General features: G+C 62.8%; 18 protein-coding genes. 3 read left to right on the top strand and 15 right to left on the bottom strand.

Features of this window, described 5'->3' with window-relative positions; translation table 11 throughout:
• Positions 1-6: 6 nt before the first annotated feature.
• The gene (locus KJS47_RS12815; RefSeq protein WP_213525437.1) at positions 7-525 is read right to left on the bottom strand and encodes an NUDIX hydrolase; all 519 of its coding nucleotides are present in this window, start codon (positions 523-525) and stop codon (positions 7-9) included.
• Positions 526-762: 237 nt separating this feature from the next.
• Between KJS47_RS12815 and KJS47_RS12810 the strand changes: the two genes are divergently transcribed.
• Entirely contained in the window at positions 763-1,638 is an 876-nt protein-coding gene (locus KJS47_RS12810; protein ID WP_213525436.1) for an NAD-dependent epimerase/dehydratase family protein, read from the top strand.
• Between the two features lie 140 nt (positions 1,639-1,778).
• On the opposite strand, the gene KJS47_RS12805 is transcribed toward KJS47_RS12810, so the two are convergent.
• From KJS47_RS12805 to infC, 3 genes are all read right to left on the bottom strand, one after another.
• The gene (locus KJS47_RS12805; protein WP_213525435.1) at positions 1,779-3,134 is read right to left on the bottom strand and encodes a dipeptidase; all 1,356 of its coding nucleotides are present in this window, start codon (positions 3,132-3,134) and stop codon (positions 1,779-1,781) included.
• Between the two features lie 86 nt (positions 3,135-3,220).
• Entirely contained in the window at positions 3,221-4,063 is an 843-nt protein-coding gene (locus KJS47_RS12800) for a Gfo/Idh/MocA family oxidoreductase (protein WP_213525434.1), read from the bottom strand.
• A gap of 21 nt (positions 4,064-4,084) precedes the next feature.
• Positions 4,085-4,573, bottom strand: a complete 489-nt coding sequence (gene infC, locus KJS47_RS12795; protein WP_213525433.1) for a translation initiation factor IF-3 — start codon at positions 4,571-4,573, stop codon at positions 4,085-4,087.
• A gap of 243 nt (positions 4,574-4,816) precedes the next feature.
• On the opposite strand from infC, the gene KJS47_RS12790 reads away from it, so the two are divergent.
• Positions 4,817-7,489, top strand: a complete 2,673-nt coding sequence (locus tag KJS47_RS12790) for a PAS domain S-box protein (RefSeq protein WP_213525432.1) — start codon at positions 4,817-4,819, stop codon at positions 7,487-7,489.
• Between the two features lie 41 nt (positions 7,490-7,530).
• Here the strand turns inward: KJS47_RS12790 and KJS47_RS12785 are convergent, their stop codons facing one another.
• The 8 genes from KJS47_RS12785 to KJS47_RS12750 form a co-directional block, all read right to left on the bottom strand.
• Positions 7,531-9,540 (bottom strand): TolB family protein, encoded by a 2,010-nt coding sequence (locus tag KJS47_RS12785; protein ID WP_213525431.1) that lies wholly within the window; start codon positions 9,538-9,540, stop codon positions 7,531-7,533.
• Positions 9,533-10,042, bottom strand: coding sequence for an RNA polymerase sigma factor (locus tag KJS47_RS12780; protein WP_213525430.1), 510 nt, complete (start codon positions 10,040-10,042; stop codon positions 9,533-9,535). The genes KJS47_RS12785 and KJS47_RS12780 overlap by 8 nt, the downstream gene beginning before the upstream one ends.
• A 150-nt stretch (positions 10,043-10,192) precedes the next feature.
• Positions 10,193-11,710, bottom strand: a complete 1,518-nt coding sequence (locus KJS47_RS12775; RefSeq protein ID WP_213525429.1) for a DL-endopeptidase inhibitor IseA family protein — start codon at positions 11,708-11,710, stop codon at positions 10,193-10,195.
• 146 nt (positions 11,711-11,856) lie between these two features.
• Positions 11,857-12,735 (bottom strand): helix-turn-helix transcriptional regulator, encoded by an 879-nt coding sequence (locus tag KJS47_RS12770; protein ID WP_213525428.1) that lies wholly within the window; start codon positions 12,733-12,735, stop codon positions 11,857-11,859.
• A gap of 189 nt (positions 12,736-12,924) precedes the next feature.
• Entirely contained in the window at positions 12,925-13,596 is a 672-nt protein-coding gene (locus KJS47_RS12765; protein WP_213525427.1) for a GNAT family N-acetyltransferase, read from the bottom strand.
• 4 nt (positions 13,597-13,600) lie between these two features.
• Positions 13,601-14,287 (bottom strand): GNAT family N-acetyltransferase, encoded by a 687-nt coding sequence (locus tag KJS47_RS12760; protein ID WP_213525426.1) that lies wholly within the window; start codon positions 14,285-14,287, stop codon positions 13,601-13,603.
• A gap of 21 nt (positions 14,288-14,308) precedes the next feature.
• Entirely contained in the window at positions 14,309-15,184 is an 876-nt protein-coding gene (locus KJS47_RS12755; RefSeq protein ID WP_213525425.1) for a carbon-nitrogen hydrolase family protein, read from the bottom strand.
• Between the two features lie 97 nt (positions 15,185-15,281).
• Positions 15,282-16,406 (bottom strand): alpha/beta hydrolase, encoded by a 1,125-nt coding sequence (locus tag KJS47_RS12750; RefSeq protein WP_213525424.1) that lies wholly within the window; start codon positions 16,404-16,406, stop codon positions 15,282-15,284.
• Between the two features lie 107 nt (positions 16,407-16,513).
• On the opposite strand from KJS47_RS12750, the gene KJS47_RS12745 reads away from it, so the two are divergent.
• The gene (locus KJS47_RS12745) at positions 16,514-17,845 is read left to right on the top strand and encodes a TrkH family potassium uptake protein (protein WP_213525423.1); all 1,332 of its coding nucleotides are present in this window, start codon (positions 16,514-16,516) and stop codon (positions 17,843-17,845) included.
• A gap of 249 nt (positions 17,846-18,094) precedes the next feature.
• Here the strand turns inward: KJS47_RS12745 and KJS47_RS12740 are convergent, their stop codons facing one another.
• The 3 genes from KJS47_RS12740 to aroA form a co-directional block, all read right to left on the bottom strand.
• Positions 18,095-18,331 (bottom strand): hypothetical protein, encoded by a 237-nt coding sequence (locus tag KJS47_RS12740; protein WP_213525422.1) that lies wholly within the window; start codon positions 18,329-18,331, stop codon positions 18,095-18,097.
• A gap of 111 nt (positions 18,332-18,442) precedes the next feature.
• On the bottom strand, positions 18,443-19,258 hold the full coding sequence (locus KJS47_RS12735) for an AAC(3) family N-acetyltransferase (protein ID WP_213525421.1): 816 nt from the start codon (positions 19,256-19,258) through the stop codon (positions 18,443-18,445).
• Positions 19,259-19,474: 216 nt separating this feature from the next.
• Positions 19,475-20,866, bottom strand: coding sequence for a 3-phosphoshikimate 1-carboxyvinyltransferase (gene aroA / locus KJS47_RS12730; protein ID WP_213525420.1), 1,392 nt, complete (start codon positions 20,864-20,866; stop codon positions 19,475-19,477).
• Positions 20,867-20,942 lie beyond the last annotated feature (76 nt).

Below are 20,942 nucleotides of genomic sequence, written 5' to 3'. Positions count from 1 at the left end.
CCCCCTTCAGGTCATCTCGCTGTATACGGCTTCAGCCGCAGCCGCGGGCTCCTCCTTCGCCAGCGGGAGCCTCGAATACCCGATCATCCGGTTCTGCTCGTCGAACCGGTAGCGATGATCCCAGCATTCGCCCGCCAGCATACAGGGGAGGAAGTCCCGGATGTTCTCGGCCATTCCTTCATTTCCAGGGTCCAGCGCCCAATCGAGCGGCTTCCAGGCTATAATGCCTTCGGCGACCGCACGGGGAGCCGGATAGTCGGTCTCGGGACGGAGCTCGGAGACAAAGACGTACATCCCTGACGTCTCCCCAGGCGTGACCCAAGTAACGGTTCCCGCCAAAGACGGCTCCTCCAGCAGGATGCCGGCTTCCTCCCAAACTTCCCGGATCACGCACGCCTCCGGCGTCTCCCCGGGCTCGAATTTGCCGCCGATGCCGTTCCAGCGGCCCATTTGCGGAGCCTTGACTCGGTTCAGCAGCAGGAGTTCGTCCCCTCTGCGGATGAAGCATATAGTAAACCGGTACATGTCTCTACTCCTTCCTTATCCGAAACATTCGCTTGTTCGACCATTTATGGAGCCTTCCCCATCCGGGACGCTAGCCGTAGGGCAAGACGCTTGCTCCGGCTTCCGCTCCCCGGTTGGCGCGGCTCTCGATGCAGCAGCGAAGAGGCTCCCGCCTGCCGGCTCTGCTCGTTCTTTCCCTGTCCCTTCCTGCTCCAATGTGATACGATCAGGCCGATATCCATTTAGAGGAGGAACCCTATGAGCAGCATTTTGGTGCTGGGTGGGACTAGATTCTTCGGCAAAAAGCTCGTGGAAAGGCTCGTCCATGAAGGACATGACGTTACCGTGGCAACGAGAGGGCAGACCCCGGATCCGTTCGGAGATCGGGTCCGGCGCCTGACGGTCGACCGGGAAAACCGCGAATCGCTCCTTGCGGCCGCCGCCGCTGGGAGCTGGGATGTCGTCTACGACAACATCGGCTACACTGCGCGGGCGGCTCTGGACGCCTGCGAAGCATTCGCCGGGCGGACCAGCCGCTATATCTTCACTTCGACGCTCGCCGTCTATGAGATCAATGGGGAACCACACGCCGAGACCGACTTCGACCCTTACTCGTATCCGATCCAGCCGGACCTCGCGGCCGACTACGGGGAGGGCAAGCGGCAGGCGGAAGCCGTTCTGTTCCAGAAGGCGTCCTTCCCCGTATGCGCGGTCCGCTTCCCGGTCGTGCTTGGCACCGACGACTATACCAAGCGCCTCTTGTTCCATGTCGAGCGCGTCCGCAGCGGCCAGCCGATCGGCTTCCCGAACGGCGAGGCGGCCATGTCGTTCATCACTTCGGACGAAGCAGCCCGGTTCCTCGCCTGGCTGGGCGCCCAGGAAGCCGAGGGGCCGTTCAACGCCACTTCGACCGGCACCCTCACGCTGCGGCAAATCATCCATATCGTCGAGGACGCCGTAGGACGGGAGGCCCGCATCCAGAACGAGCCGGATGCGGACAACCGCTCTCCCTTCGCGCTGCCCGCTTCGTGGACGATGACGACCGACAAGGCGGCACAGGCGGGCTACACGTTCCCGCCTCTCGATTCCTGGTTCCGTCCGCTCGTCGAGGAGCTCGCGGCGGCGGGGAAGTAAGCGGACTCACAATTTTTCCTCTTATTCCCATCTTACCATACCGAGCTGTTCGGCCGACAGCCGGTAACGCCAAAACCCCGCGGAAGATACGTTCCGCGGGGTTTGCTTCTTCCTCGACTGGCCCGGGCAGGCTTGAGGCGTTATAAGCTTTTGAGATACTCGACGATCGTGAGCAGGCCTTTGTCGAAGTTCTCCAGCGTGAAATGCTCGTTTGGCGCGTGCAGATTCTCGCTCGGCAGGCCGAAGCCCATCAGGACGACCGGCGCCGCCAAAACGCGGGAGAACGTCTCGACGATCGGAATCGAGCCGCCGTCCTTGGTGAACACCGGTCGGGTGCCGTAGACGCGCTCGTACGCGTCGGCCGCCTTTTGCAGCTCGGGCAGCTCCGGGTCGATCGTGAACGGCTTGCCCTTCTCGCGCTGCGTCACTTCGATGCGTGCCCCCGTCGGGACATGGCTGCGCAGGTGACGCTCGATCTTGTCCAGCACATCCTGCGGGTCCTGAGTGCCGACGAGACGGCAAGTAATCTTGGCATGTCCCTCGCAGGGCAGCACCGTCTTGGTGCCTTCTCCCTGGAACCCGCCGTAAACGCCGTTCAGCTCAAGCGTCGGCCGGGCGCCTACCCGCTCAACGAAGCTGTAGCCTTCCTCTCCGTACAACGCTTCGAGCCCAAGCTCGCTCTTCAGCTTCTCCTCGTCAAACGCCAGCTTGGCGAATTCTTCTCTCATCAGAGGGGACAGCTCGGGGACCCCTTCATAGAAGCCATCGACGGCCACGCGGCCCTGGCGGTCATGAAGCGAGTCGAGCAGCGTCACTAACGCATGAAGCGCATTAGGCACGCCGCCGCCGAACGAGCCCGAGTGCAGATCGGTATTCGCGGTATAGACGTCTACGTCAAGCGAGCACAAGCCTCTCAAGCCGGTGCAGATCGCAGGCTTGCCCGGCTCGAGCAGCGACGTGTCGGAGATGAGCACCGCATCTGCCGCCAGCTTGTCCCGGTTCTGCTCGAGGAACGAGGGAAGGTTCGGGCTCGTGACCTCCTCTTCGCCTTCGATGCAGAATTTCACGTTCACCGGCAGCTCTTTTTCCTGGCGCAGAATCGCCTCGACCGCCTTAATATGCAGGAACAGCTGCCCTTTGTCGTCCGTCGCTCCCCGGGCGTACAGCTTGCCGCCGCGAATCGCCGGCTCGAACGGAGGCGTCTCCCACAGATGGAGCGGGTCGACCGGCTGGACGTCGTAGTGGCCGTAGATGAGCACGGTAGGCTTGCCCTCCGCATGCAGATGATCCGCATACACGATCGGATGGCCGCTCGTTTCGTGCAGCTCGACATTCTCGAGGCCCGCGCGCTTCAGCGCCTCCACAAGCCATTCCGCCGCTCTTCGCACGTCCGGCTTGTGGGCGGACAGCGCGGAGATACTCGGAATCGACAGCCACTCCGTCAGCTCGTTCAATTGGTCTTCTCGGTTGGCTTGAAAATACGATGGATACTCCATGGTGAACCTCCTGACTAGAATCTTCTGCTTTATTCTACTACGTTTGCCCCTCGTTATACGAACGGCGCCCGCAGGAGCTCGGCTTATCAGCCCTGCGGCAGCGCAATCCATTCGTACGGAGTCTTCTCCGCCCGGAGGCCGTATTCAATAATAGAAGCGATGGCAATCGTCTCCGCCGGATCGACAGGCGGCCGGCCCGTCTCGAAGAACGCGATCATCTCCCGGATGAACGCCCCGAAGAAATTCGATTGTACCGTCAGGACGCGCGCGCTTCCGTCTTCGTAATCGAGCGCCATGCTGAACGGGCAGCCGGAACCGAAATGGCGGAGAGCAGCCTGGCGGCCGTCCTCGAACGCGATCAAGAGCGCGGCGGAGCCGGCCGTTCCGGTGTACATCACCTTTTGCGGCCGGCTGCCGAGGAACATCACGATCGGCTCGATCTGGTGGATCGAGTAGTTCTCGAACTTCCCCGGACCGATGCTGGCGATCGTCCGGACGCCGTTCCGCTCGGCCTGCACGTATTCGTCCGCAAACCGGAGCGCCGAGGTGGAAAACAGCGGCGTTTTGTGCCGCTCCGCCAGCTCAAACAGCCGGACGGCGGTGTCCCGGTCCGGCGCGAATGTCTTGTCCACATAGGTCGGCTTGCCGGACTGCAGCGGCAGCCGGGCCAGCTCCTCATGCTGTTCGGGGTTGTCCGGCGACAGCACGACCAGGTAGTCGCTGCGCTCGATAACCTCTTCGATGGTGGAGAGCAGCGTGATGCCTTTGCGCTCACACCAAGCGGCGTTCGTCTCGCCGCCCTCCTTGTCCTGCTTGCCGTATGCATAGACAACCTTCATCTCTCCGCCGGTCGCTTCCTCAATCCACCCCGGATACTTCTCCGCATGCCACTCATCCAGATAATAATCGATAAATCCAATCTTCTTCATCCGCTTCTCCTCCTGGTTCGGTTAGCTGCCGGCCTGTTCGACAGGGTCCAGGCGGACAGCCGCTTGCTTGCCGCTCAGCTGAATTCCCGTCGCCCGTCTGCCCGCGGAGGCCAGCTCCTGCGCGAGCCGCTCAAGCAGCGTCTTGGCCACTGCCCCCTCCTTGCCTTGGATCCGGACCGTGAGCTGAACGGAACCCCCTCCGGCGAGCAGGCGCTCTGCCTGCAGCTTTTTCGTCTCGTAGTCATGCTCCTCGATGCGTGGTGTCAGACGAATTTCTTTCAGTTTACCACTTTTTTCCCGTTTGCGAGCCTGCTGCTCCTGCTCTCTGGCGGCGCCGGCTCCGATCAGCCTGCAGGGAGGCGGGCTGAACAAGAGCGAGGTGCAGACGAGATCGACCTTCAGCCGCTTCGCCATCGCCAGCGCCTCCTCTGTCGGCACGATGCCGAGCTCTTCTCCGTCCAGACCGGTCAGCTCAACCTCGGCGGCCCGGATTTTCTCGTTTTTGATCATGCTGATCCTTCCTTTCCTTAACAATACCGCTTAGCCCATCGTACCAATCCCGGGGCCCGGGAGCAACGCAGCCGACCAGACAGGAAGCCGCACCAGGCGCGAGTCGATAGGAATTTCCTTCCGAACGTCTCTTGCCCTCGTGGGCTTTTTCCTTCTTTTCGGTTGTTTGAATTGCTTTTCTACATGGTTACAAGCATGATAGAATGACAGCAATCTAAACCCCTCTATGGAGGATTATTATTCATGCAAAACGAACGAGTGGACCATCAGTTGTTATTCGAAAGCATCTATACGCACGCTCCGGTCGGGATCAGCCTAGTGTCTCCGGAAGGGATCTGGCTGAATGTCAACCCTTCGTTAGGCAGCATGCTGGGCTATCGGCCGCAGGAGCTGGAGGGACGCGTCGTATTGGAGCTGACGCATCCCGAGGACCAACGCAAGGATCAAGCTCATATGGAGGCGCTCTTGGAGGGCAGCCTCGCCTTATACGAAACCGAGAAGCGTTATCTTCATAAAAACGGCGAGCCCATCTGGGTCTCGGTGCACGTCTCGTTGGTGCGGGACGGACAAGGAGGAGCCGAGGGCGCTCCTCTCTATTTCATCTCCCATGTCGTCAATATTAACGACCGCAAGCTGGCCGAAAAGAAGCTGCTGGAGACGGAAGAGCTTTATCAGCTGATTTCGAACCATGCCCTTGACATCATTTCCTATCTCTCACCCGCATGCATCGTCCGGTTCTGCTCTCCTGCGGTACGGGACCTGCTCGGCCGGGAGCCAGAGGAGGTGGAGGGACACCCCATCGAGCAGTACCTGCATCCTGACGATCTCAAGCTCATCCGGTTGTCGGACATCGCCGATGAGGATGCGCTCTCCCTGCGCTTCCTGCATAAAAACGGCATGTACGTCTGGTTTGAGACGAGACTCAAGCTGATCCGCGACGAGCACGGCCGGCTGCAAAAGATTCTGGGCATCAGCCGCGACATCACCGAGCGGAGGAAGCACGACGAAAGCCTGGCGGAAGCACAGCGCATTGCGCTTCTCGGCAGCTGGGAATGGGATCTGCGTAGCGAGACGTTCCTCTGCTCCGATCAGGTTTATGAGATTCTCGGCCTCGACCGCACCATGACTCTCCGGCACCCGACCGACCTGCTTCCCTACGTTCATGGGGACGAGAGGCAGTACGCCGTCGACATGATCGAGAGTTCGCTCAAGGGGGAGCCGCTCTCTCTGGAATTCCGCAACGTCCGTGCGGACGGACAGGTGAAGTATCTTCATCTGCGCGGTACGGCTACGCTGAACAGCGAGGGCCAGCCGATCCTGCTGCACGGCACGATCCAGGACATTACGGACCGCAAGCGGACGGAGCTCAAGCTGCAGGAGACGATCGAACGGTACACCTCTCTCAAGAAATACAACCACGACGCCGTCTTCTCCCTCACCCTGGACGGACATGTCATCAATACGAACGTCGCCGCCCAAAAGCTGACCGGCTACGCGATTGAGGAGATGGTCGGCGTCGACTTCTCGAACTACATGACGAGCGGGTTTCTCCAGGAGATTCTGAGGGAGCTCAAGGCCGCCAATCAGAACAAGCATGCGGTCAGCCTCGAGGACCATATCGACCAGATCCGGGGAAAGAACGGTCAGGAGGCGGAGGTGCTGACGACCGTCGCCCCCATCATCATTCACGACGAAATCGTCGGGTTCTATATCATAGCCAAGGACATCACGGAGCAGAAGAACCTCTTGATCGCCAAGGAAGCCGCCGAGCGCACGAACAAGGCCAAAAGCGAGTTCCTTGCGATCATGAGCCATGAGATCCGCACGCCGATGAACGGCGTTATCGGCATGACCGAGCTGCTGCTCAATACGGGCGAGCTCGACGACGAGCAGCGGGAATACGTCCAGCTGATCCAGAAGAGCGGGGATACGCTGCTGAATATCATCAACGACATCCTCGATTTCTCCAAAATCGAGTCCGGCACCTCCAAGCTCCAGGAGGAGCCGCTCGAGCTGCGCGGGCTGGTCGCCGAGACGTTCGACCTGTTCACGCCGATGTCCATTGAGAAGAATTTGGCTCTCCGCTATTCGATCGATTCCGACGTCCCCGACGAGGTGATCGGGGATGCGGTCCGGCTGAAGCAGGTGATCACCAATCTGGTCGGCAACGCGCTCAAGTTCACCCATTCGGGCTATGTCGCCATGAACGTCTCTGTGAAGAAACGCCGCAAGAACAAGCTGCTCCTGCTCTTCTCGGTCAAGGACACCGGCATCGGCATCCCCAAGGAGAAGCTGAGCCATCTGTTCGAGCCGTTCCAGCAGCTTGACAACTTCCTCACCCGCAAGACCAAGGGAACTGGACTCGGCCTCGCCATCAGCAAGAAGCTCGTCGAGCTGATGGGCGGCGAGATTTGGATCGAGGATTCGGCCGAGCCCGGTACTACCTTCTCGTTCACCATCTCGCTTCAAGCGGTGCAGCAGGAGAAGCGGCCCGCCGAGGAGGGTGCCGCCGAAGAAGACCAGCCCCGCCGCGCGCTCCATATCCTGGTGGCGGAGGACAACGAGATCAACCAGCTCGTGCTGCGCAAGATGCTCGAGAAGGCGGGGCACCGCGTCAAGATCGCGGAGGACGGCAACGCGGTCGTGCAGGCCGCCGCTTACGAGCCGTTCGATCTCATCTTCATGGACATCCAGATGCCTGGCATGAACGGTCTCGAGACGACCAAGGCGATCCAAAGCATGTTGCCCAAGGACCGGCGCCCGGTAATCGTCGCCGTGACCGCGAACGCGCTGAAGGGAGACCGGGAAAAATACCTGGCAGCCGGCATGGACGATTACTTGAGCAAGCCGATCAAGGGCGAAGCGCTTCACGAAATTCTGAACAAGCATGGTTACGCGAACAAACCCGCGCCATAACGGCGCGGGTTTGTTGTGTTCAAGGATAGGAAGCGGACCGGCTACGGCGTACTCAGGGTGCGGCGGACGGCGTCCCAGACCAGATGCATCGTCTGCCCGTGGCTCTTAACCGTGAAGTGCAGATTCGTCCCGTTCCAGTAATGGGTCCGTACAGCCTCGAGCCCGACAGCCGTGAGCTCCGTCTCCGGCAGATCAGCCCGCTTCTCTTCTAGGTCGTAGACGAGGATATGCGAGCGCTCCGCCGGCTCGTCGTCCGAGAACAGGTCCAGAGCGGCGAACCGGCCGTCGGGCGAGACGAGAATCGCTTCGGCCCCGACGTTGGCGGCTTCGCCCAGCTTGGCTCGCTCCTCGAGCAGCTCGAAGGTCCGCTCCTTGGTGTCGTACCGGATCAGCTTGACCGCCGCCTGTTGCTTCCCTCCCGTTTCGTCCTGCAGCACCTGTAGCGTGAGCAGCAGCAGATTCCGAGACGGCACGTAAGCTAGAGAGGAGATCCGGGACGGCCCCGGAGGGAGCAGCTCGCGCGGAAGCTCTCCTGGATCGAGTAGCACCTCCTCTTGTCCGTTGCGCTCGAGCGTAAGCCTCCCATCCTCGGTGCCGGTCACGAGTACGTCGTCCAGCAGCTCACCGCCGTTCAGCACATAGCCCCAGTCGGTTGCTTCGAGCTCATAGCGGACCTTCTGAATGCCGTAATACGGATTGGCAGTATAGCTCCAATATTCCTCCACGTCGACATACGGCCGGCCATTCGCCGTCCCCGAGCCCAGAATGGTGTAGCTGACCCGGTGCGGGTTGGACCCGATGAAAAAGTCCGGTTGCTCCATCAGCAGGCTGCGCGCGAAATCGAGGTCCCGCTGGATGACCGCCTGCTCGAAAGCGCGGACCGTTTCGACCGGAGTGAGGGTACGGGTCGACAGATCGAGCCGGATCAGGCTCACCTTGGCCCCTTCATCCGACAAGCTCCTCAGCGCGAACACGCTGTGGGAGTCGCTGCTCCAGGTCGGCGAGGCGTAGCGGTAGAGGCCGCCCTGCTCGGGGGCCGACCGGCCTTCCTCCGCGGGCGTCTGTGCTGGCCGCTCGTCCTGCGATGCAGGGGGATCGAGCGGCCCGTCCTCCTCCGGACGGAGCGGATTCGAGGTCACCGGCCGGCGCGTCTCTCCCTCCGTATCCGCCACCCACACGTTCTCCACTCTTCCCGCCTCGGCCTGCCCTCCAGCAGGCGGGCCCGGACGGTCGTTCTTGACATAGGCGACATAGCGCCCGTCCGGTGACACGGAAGGCGAGCGGCCCCGGTCGATCTCCCGCTCCTCTCCGCTGTCCGTCTCCCGGAAGATGATGTGAATACCTTGCTCGCCCGCCTTCTCGTAGAGAAAAGCGGAGCGGCCCGGGACGGGAGCAGGCGAGCGGCCCTCGGCCAGCTTGCGGGGAGGCTCCGCCTCGCCCCGCCACTCGTAAATGGCCGACTCGGCCACCCTTTCTTCGCGATTCCCCGGATCGAGCAGCTTTCGGACGTACAGGAAGCGGCCCTCCTCGGACCAGGCTGGCTGCTCGTAGAATACCTCCCTGCCGTCTCCCTTCAGCAGCTCCCGCCAGACGCCGCTCTGGATGTCGTACGTGCCGACGGTGCCGCCCGCCGCCCAGAGAAGCTGGCGGCCGTCCCGGCTGATGGAGAGGTCGCTGAGCTCCCGGTCGGCCAGCCTGTGGAAGCCGGCTCCCCCGTAGACGAACAGGCCCTCGCCCGCTACGGGAACATAGACCTTGCCGTCGTGCTCCGCGACGTTGAGCGCGCTGCCCGACCCGATCTCCACAAAGGAGACCTGATTCTGCACGCGCAGGGCGGCTGCATTCACGCCCGGCAGGCCGACGCCGGGGAGGCCGTTCAGCACGAACACCGAAAGGAACGCGGCCGCGGCTGCCGCCAGCGACCATTTGGCCGCCAGCGCCCTCCTCCGCTTGCGCCGGAAGACGGTCCGCAGCTCATCCTTTAGCGCGGTATTGACCGTCAGCCGCTCCTTCATCGCGGCAAGCGTCTTCTCCAGCTTCTGTTCATCCATGGGCGTTCTTCCCTTCCAAGCATCCCTTAACCAGCCCGCCCAGCTTGCGCAGCAGACGGGAGACGCGCGTCTTCACGGTATCTTCCTGCTTGCCCAGCACGGCTCCGATCTCCCGGTGCTTCATCTCGGCAAAATAACGCAGCGTCATCACCTCCCGGTCCTCGTCGGGCAGGTAAGCGAGCGCTTTGTGCAAACAATCGACCTCGACAGCGTGCTCGACCTTCTCCTCCACGGAGAAGTCCTGGGCGAACGACTCCAGAATGTCCGCGGACACGGTTTCTTTCCGCTTGCGGTAATGGTCGATGACGGTGTGGCGGGCGATCGTCATCACCCACGCCTTGGCGTTCTCCGGCTGTTTGGCCGACGAATAGCTGCGGTACGCCTTATGGAACACCTCGCTGACGAGGTCGTCGGTATCCCACTTGCTTCCGGTCTTGTAGAGGACATACCGGTACACGTCGTCGAAGTAAGCTTCATACATGCTCATAAAATCCGATCTCAAAGTAACGGCCCCTGCCTTTCCAACCTATATAACGAAGCAGGAGGAAAAAGGTAACAGGCGCCGCCGTTCTTTTTCTCCAAGGAGGTCCGGTTCGCCGCCTGCCGGCGGCGAGTCCGTAGTCCGGCTGCGCGGATCCGCGGGGACTGCCGTTTAGCGAATGGCGTCCGGCCGCTCGTTAATTCGCCAGCCCAGCCCCGGCTCGTAAACGAACGCCACGTCCGCCTGCTTGCGTTCCTCTCCGGCCGGCACGTCGAACCGGTAGACAACCGTTCCGTCCTCCGCCTTGCCAAGAACTGCCTTGGCTTCCGCCCACACGAGCAGGCTGCCGCCGTCGGCATTCGGCTGCGCAAGCCGGCCGTCGACCTCGGCAAAGCTACCAGCCTTCTGCCGCTCCTGCCAGAACTGCTTAACCCGCTCGGCTGTATAGACCTCTTCCAGATAGGCCACCAGCTTTGCCTTGGTGTTCAAGTCTTCTCCCATCCACCGGTAATGCTCACCGATTCCCGGGATGGCGAACTCCTGAACGGCTCCCGAGCCGGTGCCGCCCGTGTTCACATGCCAGTAGCGGGCAGCCGCGTCGGCGGCCAGCCGGACGGCGGCTTCGGCGCTCAGCGAGGGGGCGGCTTCGCTGTCGGACAGCCCGCTTCTCGGCAGCTCCCGGTCGGCGGTGATCCGGTCGACCGCCCACCCATTGGCGTCCTTGACCACCTTCAGCGTCAGCTGTACCGGGACGTCGGGACCGGAGGACGTAGCGGTGGACAGCTTCACGAGCAGCTCCTCCTCCGCAGCCCCGATCGGCGTCCGCTTGACAATCTCCCAATCCGCGATCCACGGGCTCGAACCGCCGGTTACGCCATTCAGCGCGTCAAACCGGGGCTTCATCGTCCGCTGCAGCGAGTCCGTGAATGCGCTGAGCTGCATGGCCGCATTCCGGTGCTTGAGGCCGAGCACGTACAAATCGGCCGCCTGCGTCGGATCGGTAAGCGGTATCCGGCTCTGCTGCCTTCCTTCCGCCCGCTCGTCGCTCCACTGGAAGGTGACGCTGGTTCTGAGCTCACGCAGCATGCTCTCGACCGCCGCATAGTCCTCTCCCTCGGCCTGGCCGGCATACGGATGCTCGCCCGGCTTATGAATCGCGTAAACCAGTCCGTCCCGAACCCCCGCCTCGGTGAAGAGGCCGCTCTCCTTGGCGCCCTGTTCCCACTCCTCCGTCTTCATCCGGTCCACGCTGAACAAGAGGCCGGTCTCCAGCTGGGACGCCTTAGGAACATAATAGAACAGGACAATGCCCTCCTTCTCCTCCACGCGAAGCCGGTCCGCCCATGCCGCCGGCACGCCGACTGTGAATCCGCCGTCCGAAGCCCGATATCGCCCGTCCGCCGCGAGAGGCTGGCCGGCAGACTTGGTACGGATGAGAACCCGTTGTCCGTCCCCGTCCCACTTCACCTCGGCGCCCAGCGCTTCAGCCACATCCCGGATCGCCACCATCGTCCGTCCCTCGATGAGCTGCGGCGCTGCCCGGCCCGTCAGATCGTCACCGTCAACGATGAGCTGGAGCCCCGATGCCGAGTAAGCGACTCCCGACACGAACAGCGAGCCGAGCAGCACCCCCGCGATCAGCGGCTTCCTTCCCCACTTCGTCTTTCTCTGTCTGTGTTTCTCCTTCATGCTTGTTTCCTCCCCATTCCTCTTGTTATTGGCTCCTGTTCTTTCGTGCTGTCTATAGAGAAAGACGGGGCAGCGGACCGAAGGTGACAGGGGGGCGAAAAAAAAAAGAGACCGCTGCGCGGCCCTATCGGATCAGCCGGCTGCTATTACCGGCTCTGCTGGTATTCCTTCGGCGAGACGCCGAATTTTTTGCGAAACTGCTGCACGAAGGCGGAGAGGCTCTGGTAGCCTACCTGCAGGGCGGCCTCCATGACGGTGACGGACGGATCGCGCAGGAGGAGTGCCGCCTGCTCCATACGGATCGACGCGAGCCTTTCCATCGGCGACATTCCAAAATGCTTGCGGTAGAGACGGGCCAGCTGCGATTCACTGACGAGCGCCGCCTCCGTCAACTGCTTCATCCGGATCGGCTGGGGATACGCCTCCAGCAGGAAGCGCTCCGCCTTGCGCAGCGGCTCCGGATAGGTCGGGGAGTCCAGCAGGTACGACAGCTTGGACAGCATATGTTCGTCCGGGAAGAGGCGATGAAGCAGACCGAGCACCGCGAGATGAATGCTGTAGTCCCGGCCCGGATCTTCGTCCGAATAGGCACGCAGCAGCTCGGCAAGCAGCCGTCCGGTCTCGGCGTCCCATTCCTGCTGCAGCAGGCAGATGCGCCGGGTCGTCCGCGGCGGCAGGGCGGCGAGTGCGCCATGCTCCTGCAGCAGCCGCAAAAATTCCCGCACCAGCCCGGCCCGGATCGGAACGAGCAGGCAGCAGGTCCCTTCCCGCGCCTCCGTCTCCACGGTCACGATCTCCTGGAAGAACAGATACTCCCCCTGCCTCAGCGTCCGGTAGTCATCCTCACCGATCCGATAGTCCATCCGCCCGCCGAGCAGAAACAACAGCCCGGTCTCCTCCGGCAGAAGCGGCGTCTCCGCTTTCCGGCCGAATACTCGGATCTCTACGAGACGGGAACGGTCTTCCCTCCCGCGGCTCAGCTCCATCGCCTGCTTGATCCGGGACGCCAGCTCCGATGTCGTCATCCCGCATTCCTCCTTCGCCCGGTCCTCCGCCTGAGGCGGGTTTTCGTTCCTCCCACTATAGGCGGGAACCGGGGACAATTGCAACCGCAGGCACCAAAAAAACACCCGTTCGCGAGGGACCGGAAGGACCGGAAGTCCGCGAGACGGGTGATGGGATACTGCGGTGCGGCAAAACGGCCGCCAGGCCGATTAGAAGGGCAGGAGCGCCAATTCACGGCGCTGCTCGAGCCCGGCGATCATGTCCTGCCAGGCGCCGGCCTTGTTCGGCAGCACGGAATAATAGCGGGTCAGGAAGCGGACGACCAGCTCGGCCGGCAGCGTGTCCCCTTCGCGAGCGAACGGCAGGAAGCAAAGGTCGAGGGCCGAAACGGCCTCCCCGTCGTTCTGCCAGGACGGGTGAACATAAGGAAAATCGAGACGCCGATAGCCAAGGTGGGATAGCACCTCGCGGCGGACGAACGGGTCCATCGGCTTGATGCCGCCGAAGCTGTGGTCGCTGACCCGGTACGGGTCGTAAATCTCCGCGAACATGCCGAGCGGCTCCCCGCCCGCCTGCGCGGCGAGCTCTTTCAGGTCAGCCGCGCGATGCTCTGCCAGGAAGCGGCCGACGCCGAGACCTTCGCGTCCGATAATCGTGAAGTCGGTCATGGCGACACGAAAATCCGCATAGTAGCGGTATTCGGTTACGCCGACAACCTCGCCGTCCAGCATGGCGGCGAACACGCGGATGCCCGGATCCTCAAGCGGCTCGCGCCACAGCTCGTACGCCAGCACCTCCTCGGGTGGAAAGACGGTTTCCAGCAGCTTGTGCACCTGCGCGAAGCCGGGATGGTCGATATGGTTGATGTGAACGTAGTCCATTCGTCTATGCCTCCTCGGGGCGCGGATGGGAGAGGAACGGATTCCTCCACTCCATCAGCGCCGCGTAATTAAGCGATTCTTCGTCGTCGAGATAGCCCTCGACGACAGCCGTCGGCGTGCGGCCGCAGCGGAGCAGGAACGTAAGTACGGGATCACGGAGCTCCCCCCGCTCGACCGCCTCTACGTACCTCTCGGGACTCAGCTCGCCCGCGTACCGGTGATAACCTGGCATCCGTCCGCCGCCGAGCAGCCGGACAAGCCCTTTGTGGACAACAAGCTCGTACATCGCCTGCATGAGCCAACGGCCCAGATCGAGCTTGCGGTAAGCCGGACGGATGCAGATGTCGACGACATAAAGCGTGTCGCCGTCCGGATCGTGCGTCCGGATGTAGCCGTCGTCGGTCACCTCGGCCCACGTATGCTCCGGCCGCGCCGGATCGAAGCGGACGAGCAGGCCGGTCATCGAGCCGGCCAGCACGCCGTCCACCTCGATGCAGAGCGCGCCTTCCGGGAACAGGGCGATGTGGCTGCCGAGCTGCTCTTCGTTCCACCATAGCTCAGGCGGAAACGGAGGCGGAAAGCTTTCCTGCTGGATGCGGATCAGCTCCGCGAAGTCGTCCGCGCCATAACCCCGGATAACCGCCCGGCGATTGCCCCCGGGCGCCGGGAGAACGATCTCCTTCCGGTACATCGGCTTTCCCCCCTTCCGCGGTCAGTTCGTCAGCAGCATGGCCGGCATCCAGTCGGGATACAGGTCCGTGCGGCGGTCGCGCCAGGTCGTTACCGAGCCGGCTTCCCGCACCTCGGCGAGCAGGCTCAGGTCGAGGTCGCCCGTGATGACCATATCGTCGTTGATCTCGCCCTCGGTCATGATGCCTCGATGCGGGAACGGAATATCGTTCGGCGTAATGATCGCCGCCTGCCCGTAGTTGGCTCTCATGAAGTCGACCGTCGGCAGCGAGCCGACCGTGCCCGTCGTGACGACATAGACCTGGTTCTCGATCGTTCTCGCATGGCACGAGTAGCGGACGCGGTAAAAGCCGTGCCTGTCATCCGTGCAGGACGGGCAGAAGATGACGTCCGCTCCCATCGCCCGGGCCATCCGGACGATCTCCGGAAACTCGATGTCGTAGCAGGTGAGCATGGCGATGCGGCCCTTGGCCGTATCGAACACCCGCAGGCCGTCTCCGGGCGCGAGCTTCCATTCCTTTACCTCGGTCGGCGTCAGATGCAGCTTTGCCTGCTCTTCGATGCGGCCGTCCGGATAGAACAAATGCGCGGCGTTATACAGCCGGCCTTCCTTGCGGATGACGTGGGTGCCTCCGATGAGGTGCATCCCCGTCCGCCCGGCGAGCGAGCTGAAGAGAGCGTAATACGCTTCTGTATAGCGGGGAAGATCGTCTATGGTCTGGGCCTTGCCGTCCACCGGAAAGGACAGGAGCTGCGTGGTCAGAAACTCGGGGAACAGCACGAAGTCCGCACCGAACTCCTGGGCGGTTTTGACGTAATGCGTCACCTGGTCGGCGAATTCGGAGAAGCCCGTTATGGTATGAAGATGGTACTGTACGGCAGATGCGCGCAATTTCAAAGATCTAATCCCTCCTATCGGAAATCCGTAGATCGAATCGTATCATACTTTCCGGCGCAGCCTTGTCGTGTTTCCGTCAGAAAACGATGCGATTCCGTCATTCTTCGTTTCCTTCCCCGTCCACCCGCCGGTAACGCGCCGCAAACGGTCGGTGCAGCGCAGCGGAATAAGCCCCGGCGTGGCCGGCCAGCCGCTCGCGCAAGTAGGCGGCGGTCAGGCCGGCGATCGCGGCCTGCGCCGCCTCGGCTCCGGCTTCGCCGTGCAGGAGGGGAATGTCGCTGAAGCTCATGTGGTGCGTCCCTCCGACCCGCACAAGCTCGGTCTGCGCAGCGGCCGCATACCGCTGTCCGGCGATATAGGCCCGGGCGAGCTCCGGGTTCATGCCGGCGGCCTCGAGCCTCTTGAGGCTGGAAGCCTCCTGGCGGAGCAGCAGCAGCGGTGCCGCGGCCGGAGGAACGGTGCGGTCGAACAAGTGGAGGCTCGGATCGTGCAGCACGCCGGTCCGCAGGCGGGAATCCCCGGACGCGAGCCGGTAAACGGCCGCCCCGCCCAGCGAATGACCGACCGCGCCGATCCGGCCGAGATCGGCCCGGCCCGCGAGCAGGCCGTCCGGCCCGTTTTCCGCTTCCAGCGCGTTCAGGACGCAATAGAGATCGGCGACACGGGTAGCGAGCAGCGCCAACCAGGCCGGCAGATCCAGACTTTCCAGGCGGCCGAGCTCCTCCTTTTGCTTGACGAAACCACCGTCTGCCAGTACGGTAAAGACGGACTCGTAGACGGAACCGGCCGCCGCGACGATCATGCCGCTCCGCACTAGCGCCTCGACCTGGAACCAGTACATATCGCGCCCGAGGCCGAATCCCGGCGCATACAGCACGACGGGAAGCCGCGTGGGGCCGTGCGCTTCGATGCCGGTGTCGGTCCTATTCATCGGAGAAGCGTCCATCCCCGCCGGCGCGGCAGCCGGAGGAGCATCGGGATATACGCCGATCTGCCGTTCGCATAGGCAGGCTTCATCCGCGCCGGCTTGGCGGAACCAGGCGAGCGCTTGCCCTGCGCACGGCTCGTGCAGGCTGCCGATCCCTTCTGCGCACGCCTCCGGCTTGCGCACTTCCGCCGGATAATAGATACTCAAAGGAATACGCCTGGCGCTTCCGTCTCTAGCGAACGGATCGGGCCTCCGCTCGTCGGTGAGATCGACCGTCCGCCTTCCGATTGCCATGGACAAGCCCCTTTCTTAAATAACGATACGATCCATTCTAGGTCATACTCCGCCGCTAGGACAAGATGGCCGGATAAGGTATGATAGAAAAACCGAGGTGACCGCTCTTGCATGCTCTCACAAAATGGCTCAAGCTGACTCCGCCGCGCGTTCTGGCGGGCGGCTTCGCCCTGATTATCGCTATTGGCACGCTGCTGCTCTCTCTTCCCGCCGCTACCGCGAGCGGAGTGCGCATGCCGTTCGTCGACGCCCTGTTTACCGCGACGTCCGCCACCTGCGTGACGGGACTCGCGGTTATGAATACCGGCACTTACTTTTCCTTGTTCGGCCAGATTGTCATTTTGGTCATGGTCCAGCTCGGGGGACTCGGCTTCATGACGACCGCCACCTGGTTCAGCATCGCGCTGAAGCGGCGGGTCTCCCTCCAGGGCCGGCTTATTCTGAAGGAGTCGTTCAACCAGACGAACATGCAGGGCATCGTCCGTCTGATCGTGCGGGTCTTCCTATACTCCTTCACGATCGAAGGCATCGCCGCCGTCTACTTCTCCCTTCACTGGGCGCAGGAGTACCCGGTCGGCCGCGCGATCTACTACGGCATCTTTCACGCCGTCTCCATCTTCAACAACGCGGGCTTCGAGCTCGTCGGCGGCTACAGCAACTATGTCGGCGACGTGGGGATGAACATCGTGACGATGGCGATCATTCTGCTCGGCGGCATCGGCTTCATCGTTATCTCGGACCTGCTCGACTATCCAAAGACGCGCAAGCTGTCGCTCCACAGCAAAGTCGTGCTGTCCGCGACCTTCATCTTGACCGGTGTCGGCGCGTTCGTCATCTTCCTCTTCGAGCTGACGAACCCATATACGCTCGGCGCGCTGGACTGGCCGTCTCGGTTCCTGTCGGCGTTCTTCCAGTCGTTCACACTCCGCTCCACCGGACTGAACACGGTCGATATCGCTTCGCTCCGGGAGGCAACCCAGTTCTTCATGATCGTCATCATGTTCATCGGGTCGGCACCCGGCTCGACAGGGGGCGGCATCAAGATCACGACCTTCGCCGTGCTCGTCGGCGCTCTCGTGGCGATGGTACGGGGCAAGGAGGACGTCGTCCTGTTCCGGCACCGGCTCTCCAAGAGCGACGTCTACAAGGCGACGACGCTGACGCTCATCTCCGTCGTCATGCTCGTCTTCGCGACGATGCTGCTGTCGACGGTCCAGGATCAGGAGTTTCTGAAGATTATGTTCGAGGCGGCCTCCGCCTTTGGCACCGTCGGCCTCAGCATGGGCTTGACCGAGGAGCTGACGCTTCCGGGCAAGCTGCTCATCATCTTCCTGATGTACGTCGGACGGATCGGACTCGTTACGCTGGCGTTCGCTCTCCAGCCGAACCCGAAGAAGGAGCTGTACCGCTATCCCGAAGGCAAGATCATTATCGGGTAAGGAACGAGCGGCCTTGCCCGAGGAGTCTGCGGCAGACACGGTAACCGCAGGTGGCATTTGGCCGGGAAAACGGGCGGCCAGGCGGCGCTAGAGCCGGACAAGCGAATACGCGAACGAAGAAAAGGGCCGCGGCTGCGGCCCTTTTCTTCTGCTTTTCTGGTTACGTATGCGTCATGGTTACGTATGCGTCATGGTTCGGTTTGGGTACGGGAGTAGCCAGAACGTTCCGGATTCCACGCGCTCGTAGCTTTATTTTTCGAATCCGGATTTGTACTTCTCCGCGCTGGAAGATTGGCTCTTGGATTCGCCCCGCCGCTGCTTTTCTTCTCTCTGCTCCATGTTCAGATCCTCCATCGGGATCGGATCGACGTTCTTCTCGCTCTCCCACATATCGAACAGACTCTTGTTGTCGGTCGGATACTGCTCCGGGTGATCCCGGTTCCCCTGCTGCTCCTTCACGCGAAAGTTCTTGTCCGGCTCTGTCATGGTTCTCACCTCTCTCCAGGATGTGCTACTTCTTACCCGTTCGAGGCGGTTCCCTAAACAAGCCCGCCGGCAGGCGCCAGATTCCCTCCAGCGCGGCAGTTTTGGCTCCCGCTACTCGGAGGATGGCCGATGGCGCTCCATCCAGCATACCGCGTAATCGACGAGCTGCCGCATCGGCATGAGCCGGGCTTCCGCACCGGCCACCTTGCCCCGGCGCACGTTGCCCGTGTCCCGCTCGAATCCCTCGCCAAGCGCGGCAAAGTCGTCGGTCTCGAAGTCCAGATCCTCGAACTCGGTCCATTCCCGACGGCCGTTCACCTGGATGGGCGCCCCTTTCTTCATGAAGGTGCGTCCCGGATACACCGCCCGGTATTCGGCCAGGTGCAGCGAAGTGTTCGAGTCGTAGCCGACTCCGAGCAGCAAAACCCAGCCGTCCCGCTCATAAAGCCGGGCGAGTGGGGACTGCTCGCCGAGTCCGCTCGTCAGCGCATGTCCCTCCAGCAATGCGGCTGCAAGCGGACCGCGCGCGGTAAAGGACGTCTGCGGGTGGCTGCTGCGCAGCGTGCCCTCCTGCTTGCGGAACGTCTCGGCGATGGCGCCCATGCCGGTGGAGGGCGTGAAGCTGGGGTCGAACGGCGGCATCTCCCGCCGGATCGTCTCCCACCAGGCCTCCGGCACGGGCGGCTGGCTCCAGTTCGACGGCTCCGACAGGTCGGCCGTCTGCGCGGGCATGACGAGCGTTCCCTCCTCCCCCAATGCCTGCTCCAGCGCCAGCACGACGGCGGCCGGGCCTCCCGCGACCCAGCAGCCAAGCGCCTTCATGGACGAATGCACGATGAGGGCCATGCCCGGACGGACACCCAGACGGGCCAAATCCTCCGTCAGCGACGAGACGGTCGCCAGACCGTCCGCTTCCTTGATGATCATTTTATCCCTTCCTTTCCCCGGCCCCGATGCCATCCTGCTCCGGGCTGTCTTTCTACCGTTGTAACAGGTCCGGCCGGGATTCGTCCAGGGAAATTCCGGCTATCACCCAAAAAAGCCGGTCCGCCGCCAGCTTGCTGCTGTGCTGGCTACGTAATAGCAAACCCATTAAGCGGGCGAAACCCGCATGGGGTTTCAAAGGACTCCGGATTCGCTTCGCTACCGGAAGGCTACGCCTACACCGAGAGCCGCCAGCCGGTCGAAGTAATCCGGACACGTCTTGGAGACGCAGCCCGGGTCGCCTATCCGGATGCCCGGCGTCCGCACGCCGATCAGGGAGAGCGCCATCGCCATCCGGTGGTCGTCATGCGAGTCGACGAGCGCGGGGCGCGGCTCACCTGGATGGACCGTCAGCCCGTCGGGATGCTCCTCGACGCGAATGCCGAGCTTGCCGAGCTCCTCGCAAATGGCCGCGATCCGGTCGCATTCGTGATGGCGGATATGCGCCGCGTCCGTCATCGTTACCGGCCCGTCGGCGAACACCGCCAGAGCGGCAACCGTCAACGTCTGGTCGGACCAGCGCCCCATGTTGACGGTGAAGCCGCCTCGCAGCCGGCTGCCGCCGGTTACCTCGATGAAGTCGCCTCCCCGCGTCACGGAGCAGCCCATCCGCTCAAGCAGCTCAAGCAGCTCGATATCCGGCTGTCTCGTGCTGGTGCGGATCCCCTCGATGCGGACGCGGCCTCCCGTCAGCGCGGCCAGCGCCCAGAAGTAGCCGCAGGTCGAGACGTCCGGCTCGAGCTGCAGCGTCCGTCCCTCGTACCGGCCCGGCGGAACGACGATGGTCTGGCCGTCGTCCGCCACTTCCGGCCGGCTGCCGAATGCATGCATCATGTCGAGCGTCATCTCGACATAAGCGCGCTGGACGACCGGCCCGTCGATCCGGACGGTCATCGTCTCGCGTGCGTACGGCGCGGCGATCAGGAGGCCGCTGATGAACTGACTCGACACCGAGCCGGAAATGACGGTCTCTCCCCCCTGCAGGCCGTTCGCCCGCATCGTGAACGGCAGGCAGCCTTCCGCGCCCTCGAAGCGGATGTCCGCCCCCCCAGTACGCAGCGCCGCGAGCAGCGGAGCGAGCGGTCTCTCGCTCATCCGGCGGCTGCCGGTCAGCCGCCACACTCCCTCGCCGGCGGCCAGCGCGCCGGGCAGGAACCGCGCGACCGTGCCAGCGGAGCCTACATACAGGTCGCCCTCCCGGACCGGCCAGCGGCCGCCCGTCCCCCGGACGATGACCGTGTCCTCCGCTGGTCCGGCATCAACGCCGACTCCGAGCGCGGTCAGGCACCCGATGCACCAATACGAATCGTCGCTGTTCAGAATGCCGCTCAGCGTCGACTCCCCTTCCGCCAGAGCGGCCAGAATGAGCGCCCGGTTGGTCAGGCTCTTGCTTCCCGGGACCGTCAGATCGGCGTTGACGGGACCGGCAGGGGGCGACAGCACCGCCTCCCGGTAACCTTCGTACCGCGAGCCCGGTGCTCTCGCCGCGAGATCCGGCCCCTTTTCCTTCTCCTTTACCTCCGCGCTGCCTGTCGTTTTCGTTTCTTCCATTTGCGGTTCCCTCCTCATTATTGCTGCTTTCGTTAACTCTGATTATAATGATGGCAGAGCAATAGAAGAAATAAGC

This window comes from Paenibacillus sp. J31TS4 (assembly GCF_018403265.1).
Taxonomy (GTDB): Bacteria; Bacillota; Bacilli; order Paenibacillales; family NBRC-103111; genus J31TS4.
The sequence above is the reverse complement of the archived record's forward strand: the minus strand, read 5'-3'. Positions and strand labels throughout refer to the sequence as shown.

Coding starts and splice junctions, on each gene's coding strand:
- KJS47_RS12815 (WP_213525437.1), bottom strand. CDS start 525: ATGTACCGGTTTACTATATGCTTCATCCGCAGAGGGGACGAACTCCTG.
- KJS47_RS12810 (WP_213525436.1), top strand. CDS start 763: ATGAGCAGCATTTTGGTGCTGGGTGGGACTAGATTCTTCGGCAAAAAG.
- KJS47_RS12805 (WP_213525435.1), bottom strand. CDS start 3,134: ATGGAGTATCCATCGTATTTTCAAGCCAACCGAGAAGACCAATTGAAC.
- KJS47_RS12800 (WP_213525434.1), bottom strand. CDS start 4,063: ATGAAGAAGATTGGATTTATCGATTATTATCTGGATGAGTGGCATGCG.
- infC (WP_213525433.1), bottom strand. CDS start 4,573: ATGATCAAAAACGAGAAAATCCGGGCCGCCGAGGTTGAGCTGACCGGT.
- KJS47_RS12790 (WP_213525432.1), top strand. CDS start 4,817: ATGCAAAACGAACGAGTGGACCATCAGTTGTTATTCGAAAGCATCTAT.
- KJS47_RS12785 (WP_213525431.1), bottom strand. CDS start 9,540: ATGGATGAACAGAAGCTGGAGAAGACGCTTGCCGCGATGAAGGAGCGG.
- KJS47_RS12775 (WP_213525429.1), bottom strand. CDS start 11,710: ATGAAGGAGAAACACAGACAGAGAAAGACGAAGTGGGGAAGGAAGCCG.
- KJS47_RS12770 (WP_213525428.1), bottom strand. CDS start 12,735: ATGACGACATCGGAGCTGGCGTCCCGGATCAAGCAGGCGATGGAGCTG.
- KJS47_RS12765 (WP_213525427.1), bottom strand. CDS start 13,596: ATGGACTACGTTCACATCAACCATATCGACCATCCCGGCTTCGCGCAG.
- KJS47_RS12760 (WP_213525426.1), bottom strand. CDS start 14,287: ATGTACCGGAAGGAGATCGTTCTCCCGGCGCCCGGGGGCAATCGCCGG.
- KJS47_RS12750 (WP_213525424.1), bottom strand. CDS start 16,406: ATGGCAATCGGAAGGCGGACGGTCGATCTCACCGACGAGCGGAGGCCC.
- KJS47_RS12740 (WP_213525422.1), bottom strand. CDS start 18,331: ATGACAGAGCCGGACAAGAACTTTCGCGTGAAGGAGCAGCAGGGGAAC.
- KJS47_RS12735 (WP_213525421.1), bottom strand. CDS start 19,258: ATGATCATCAAGGAAGCGGACGGTCTGGCGACCGTCTCGTCGCTGACG.
- aroA (WP_213525420.1), bottom strand. CDS start 20,866: ATGGAAGAAACGAAAACGACAGGCAGCGCGGAGGTAAAGGAGAAGGAA.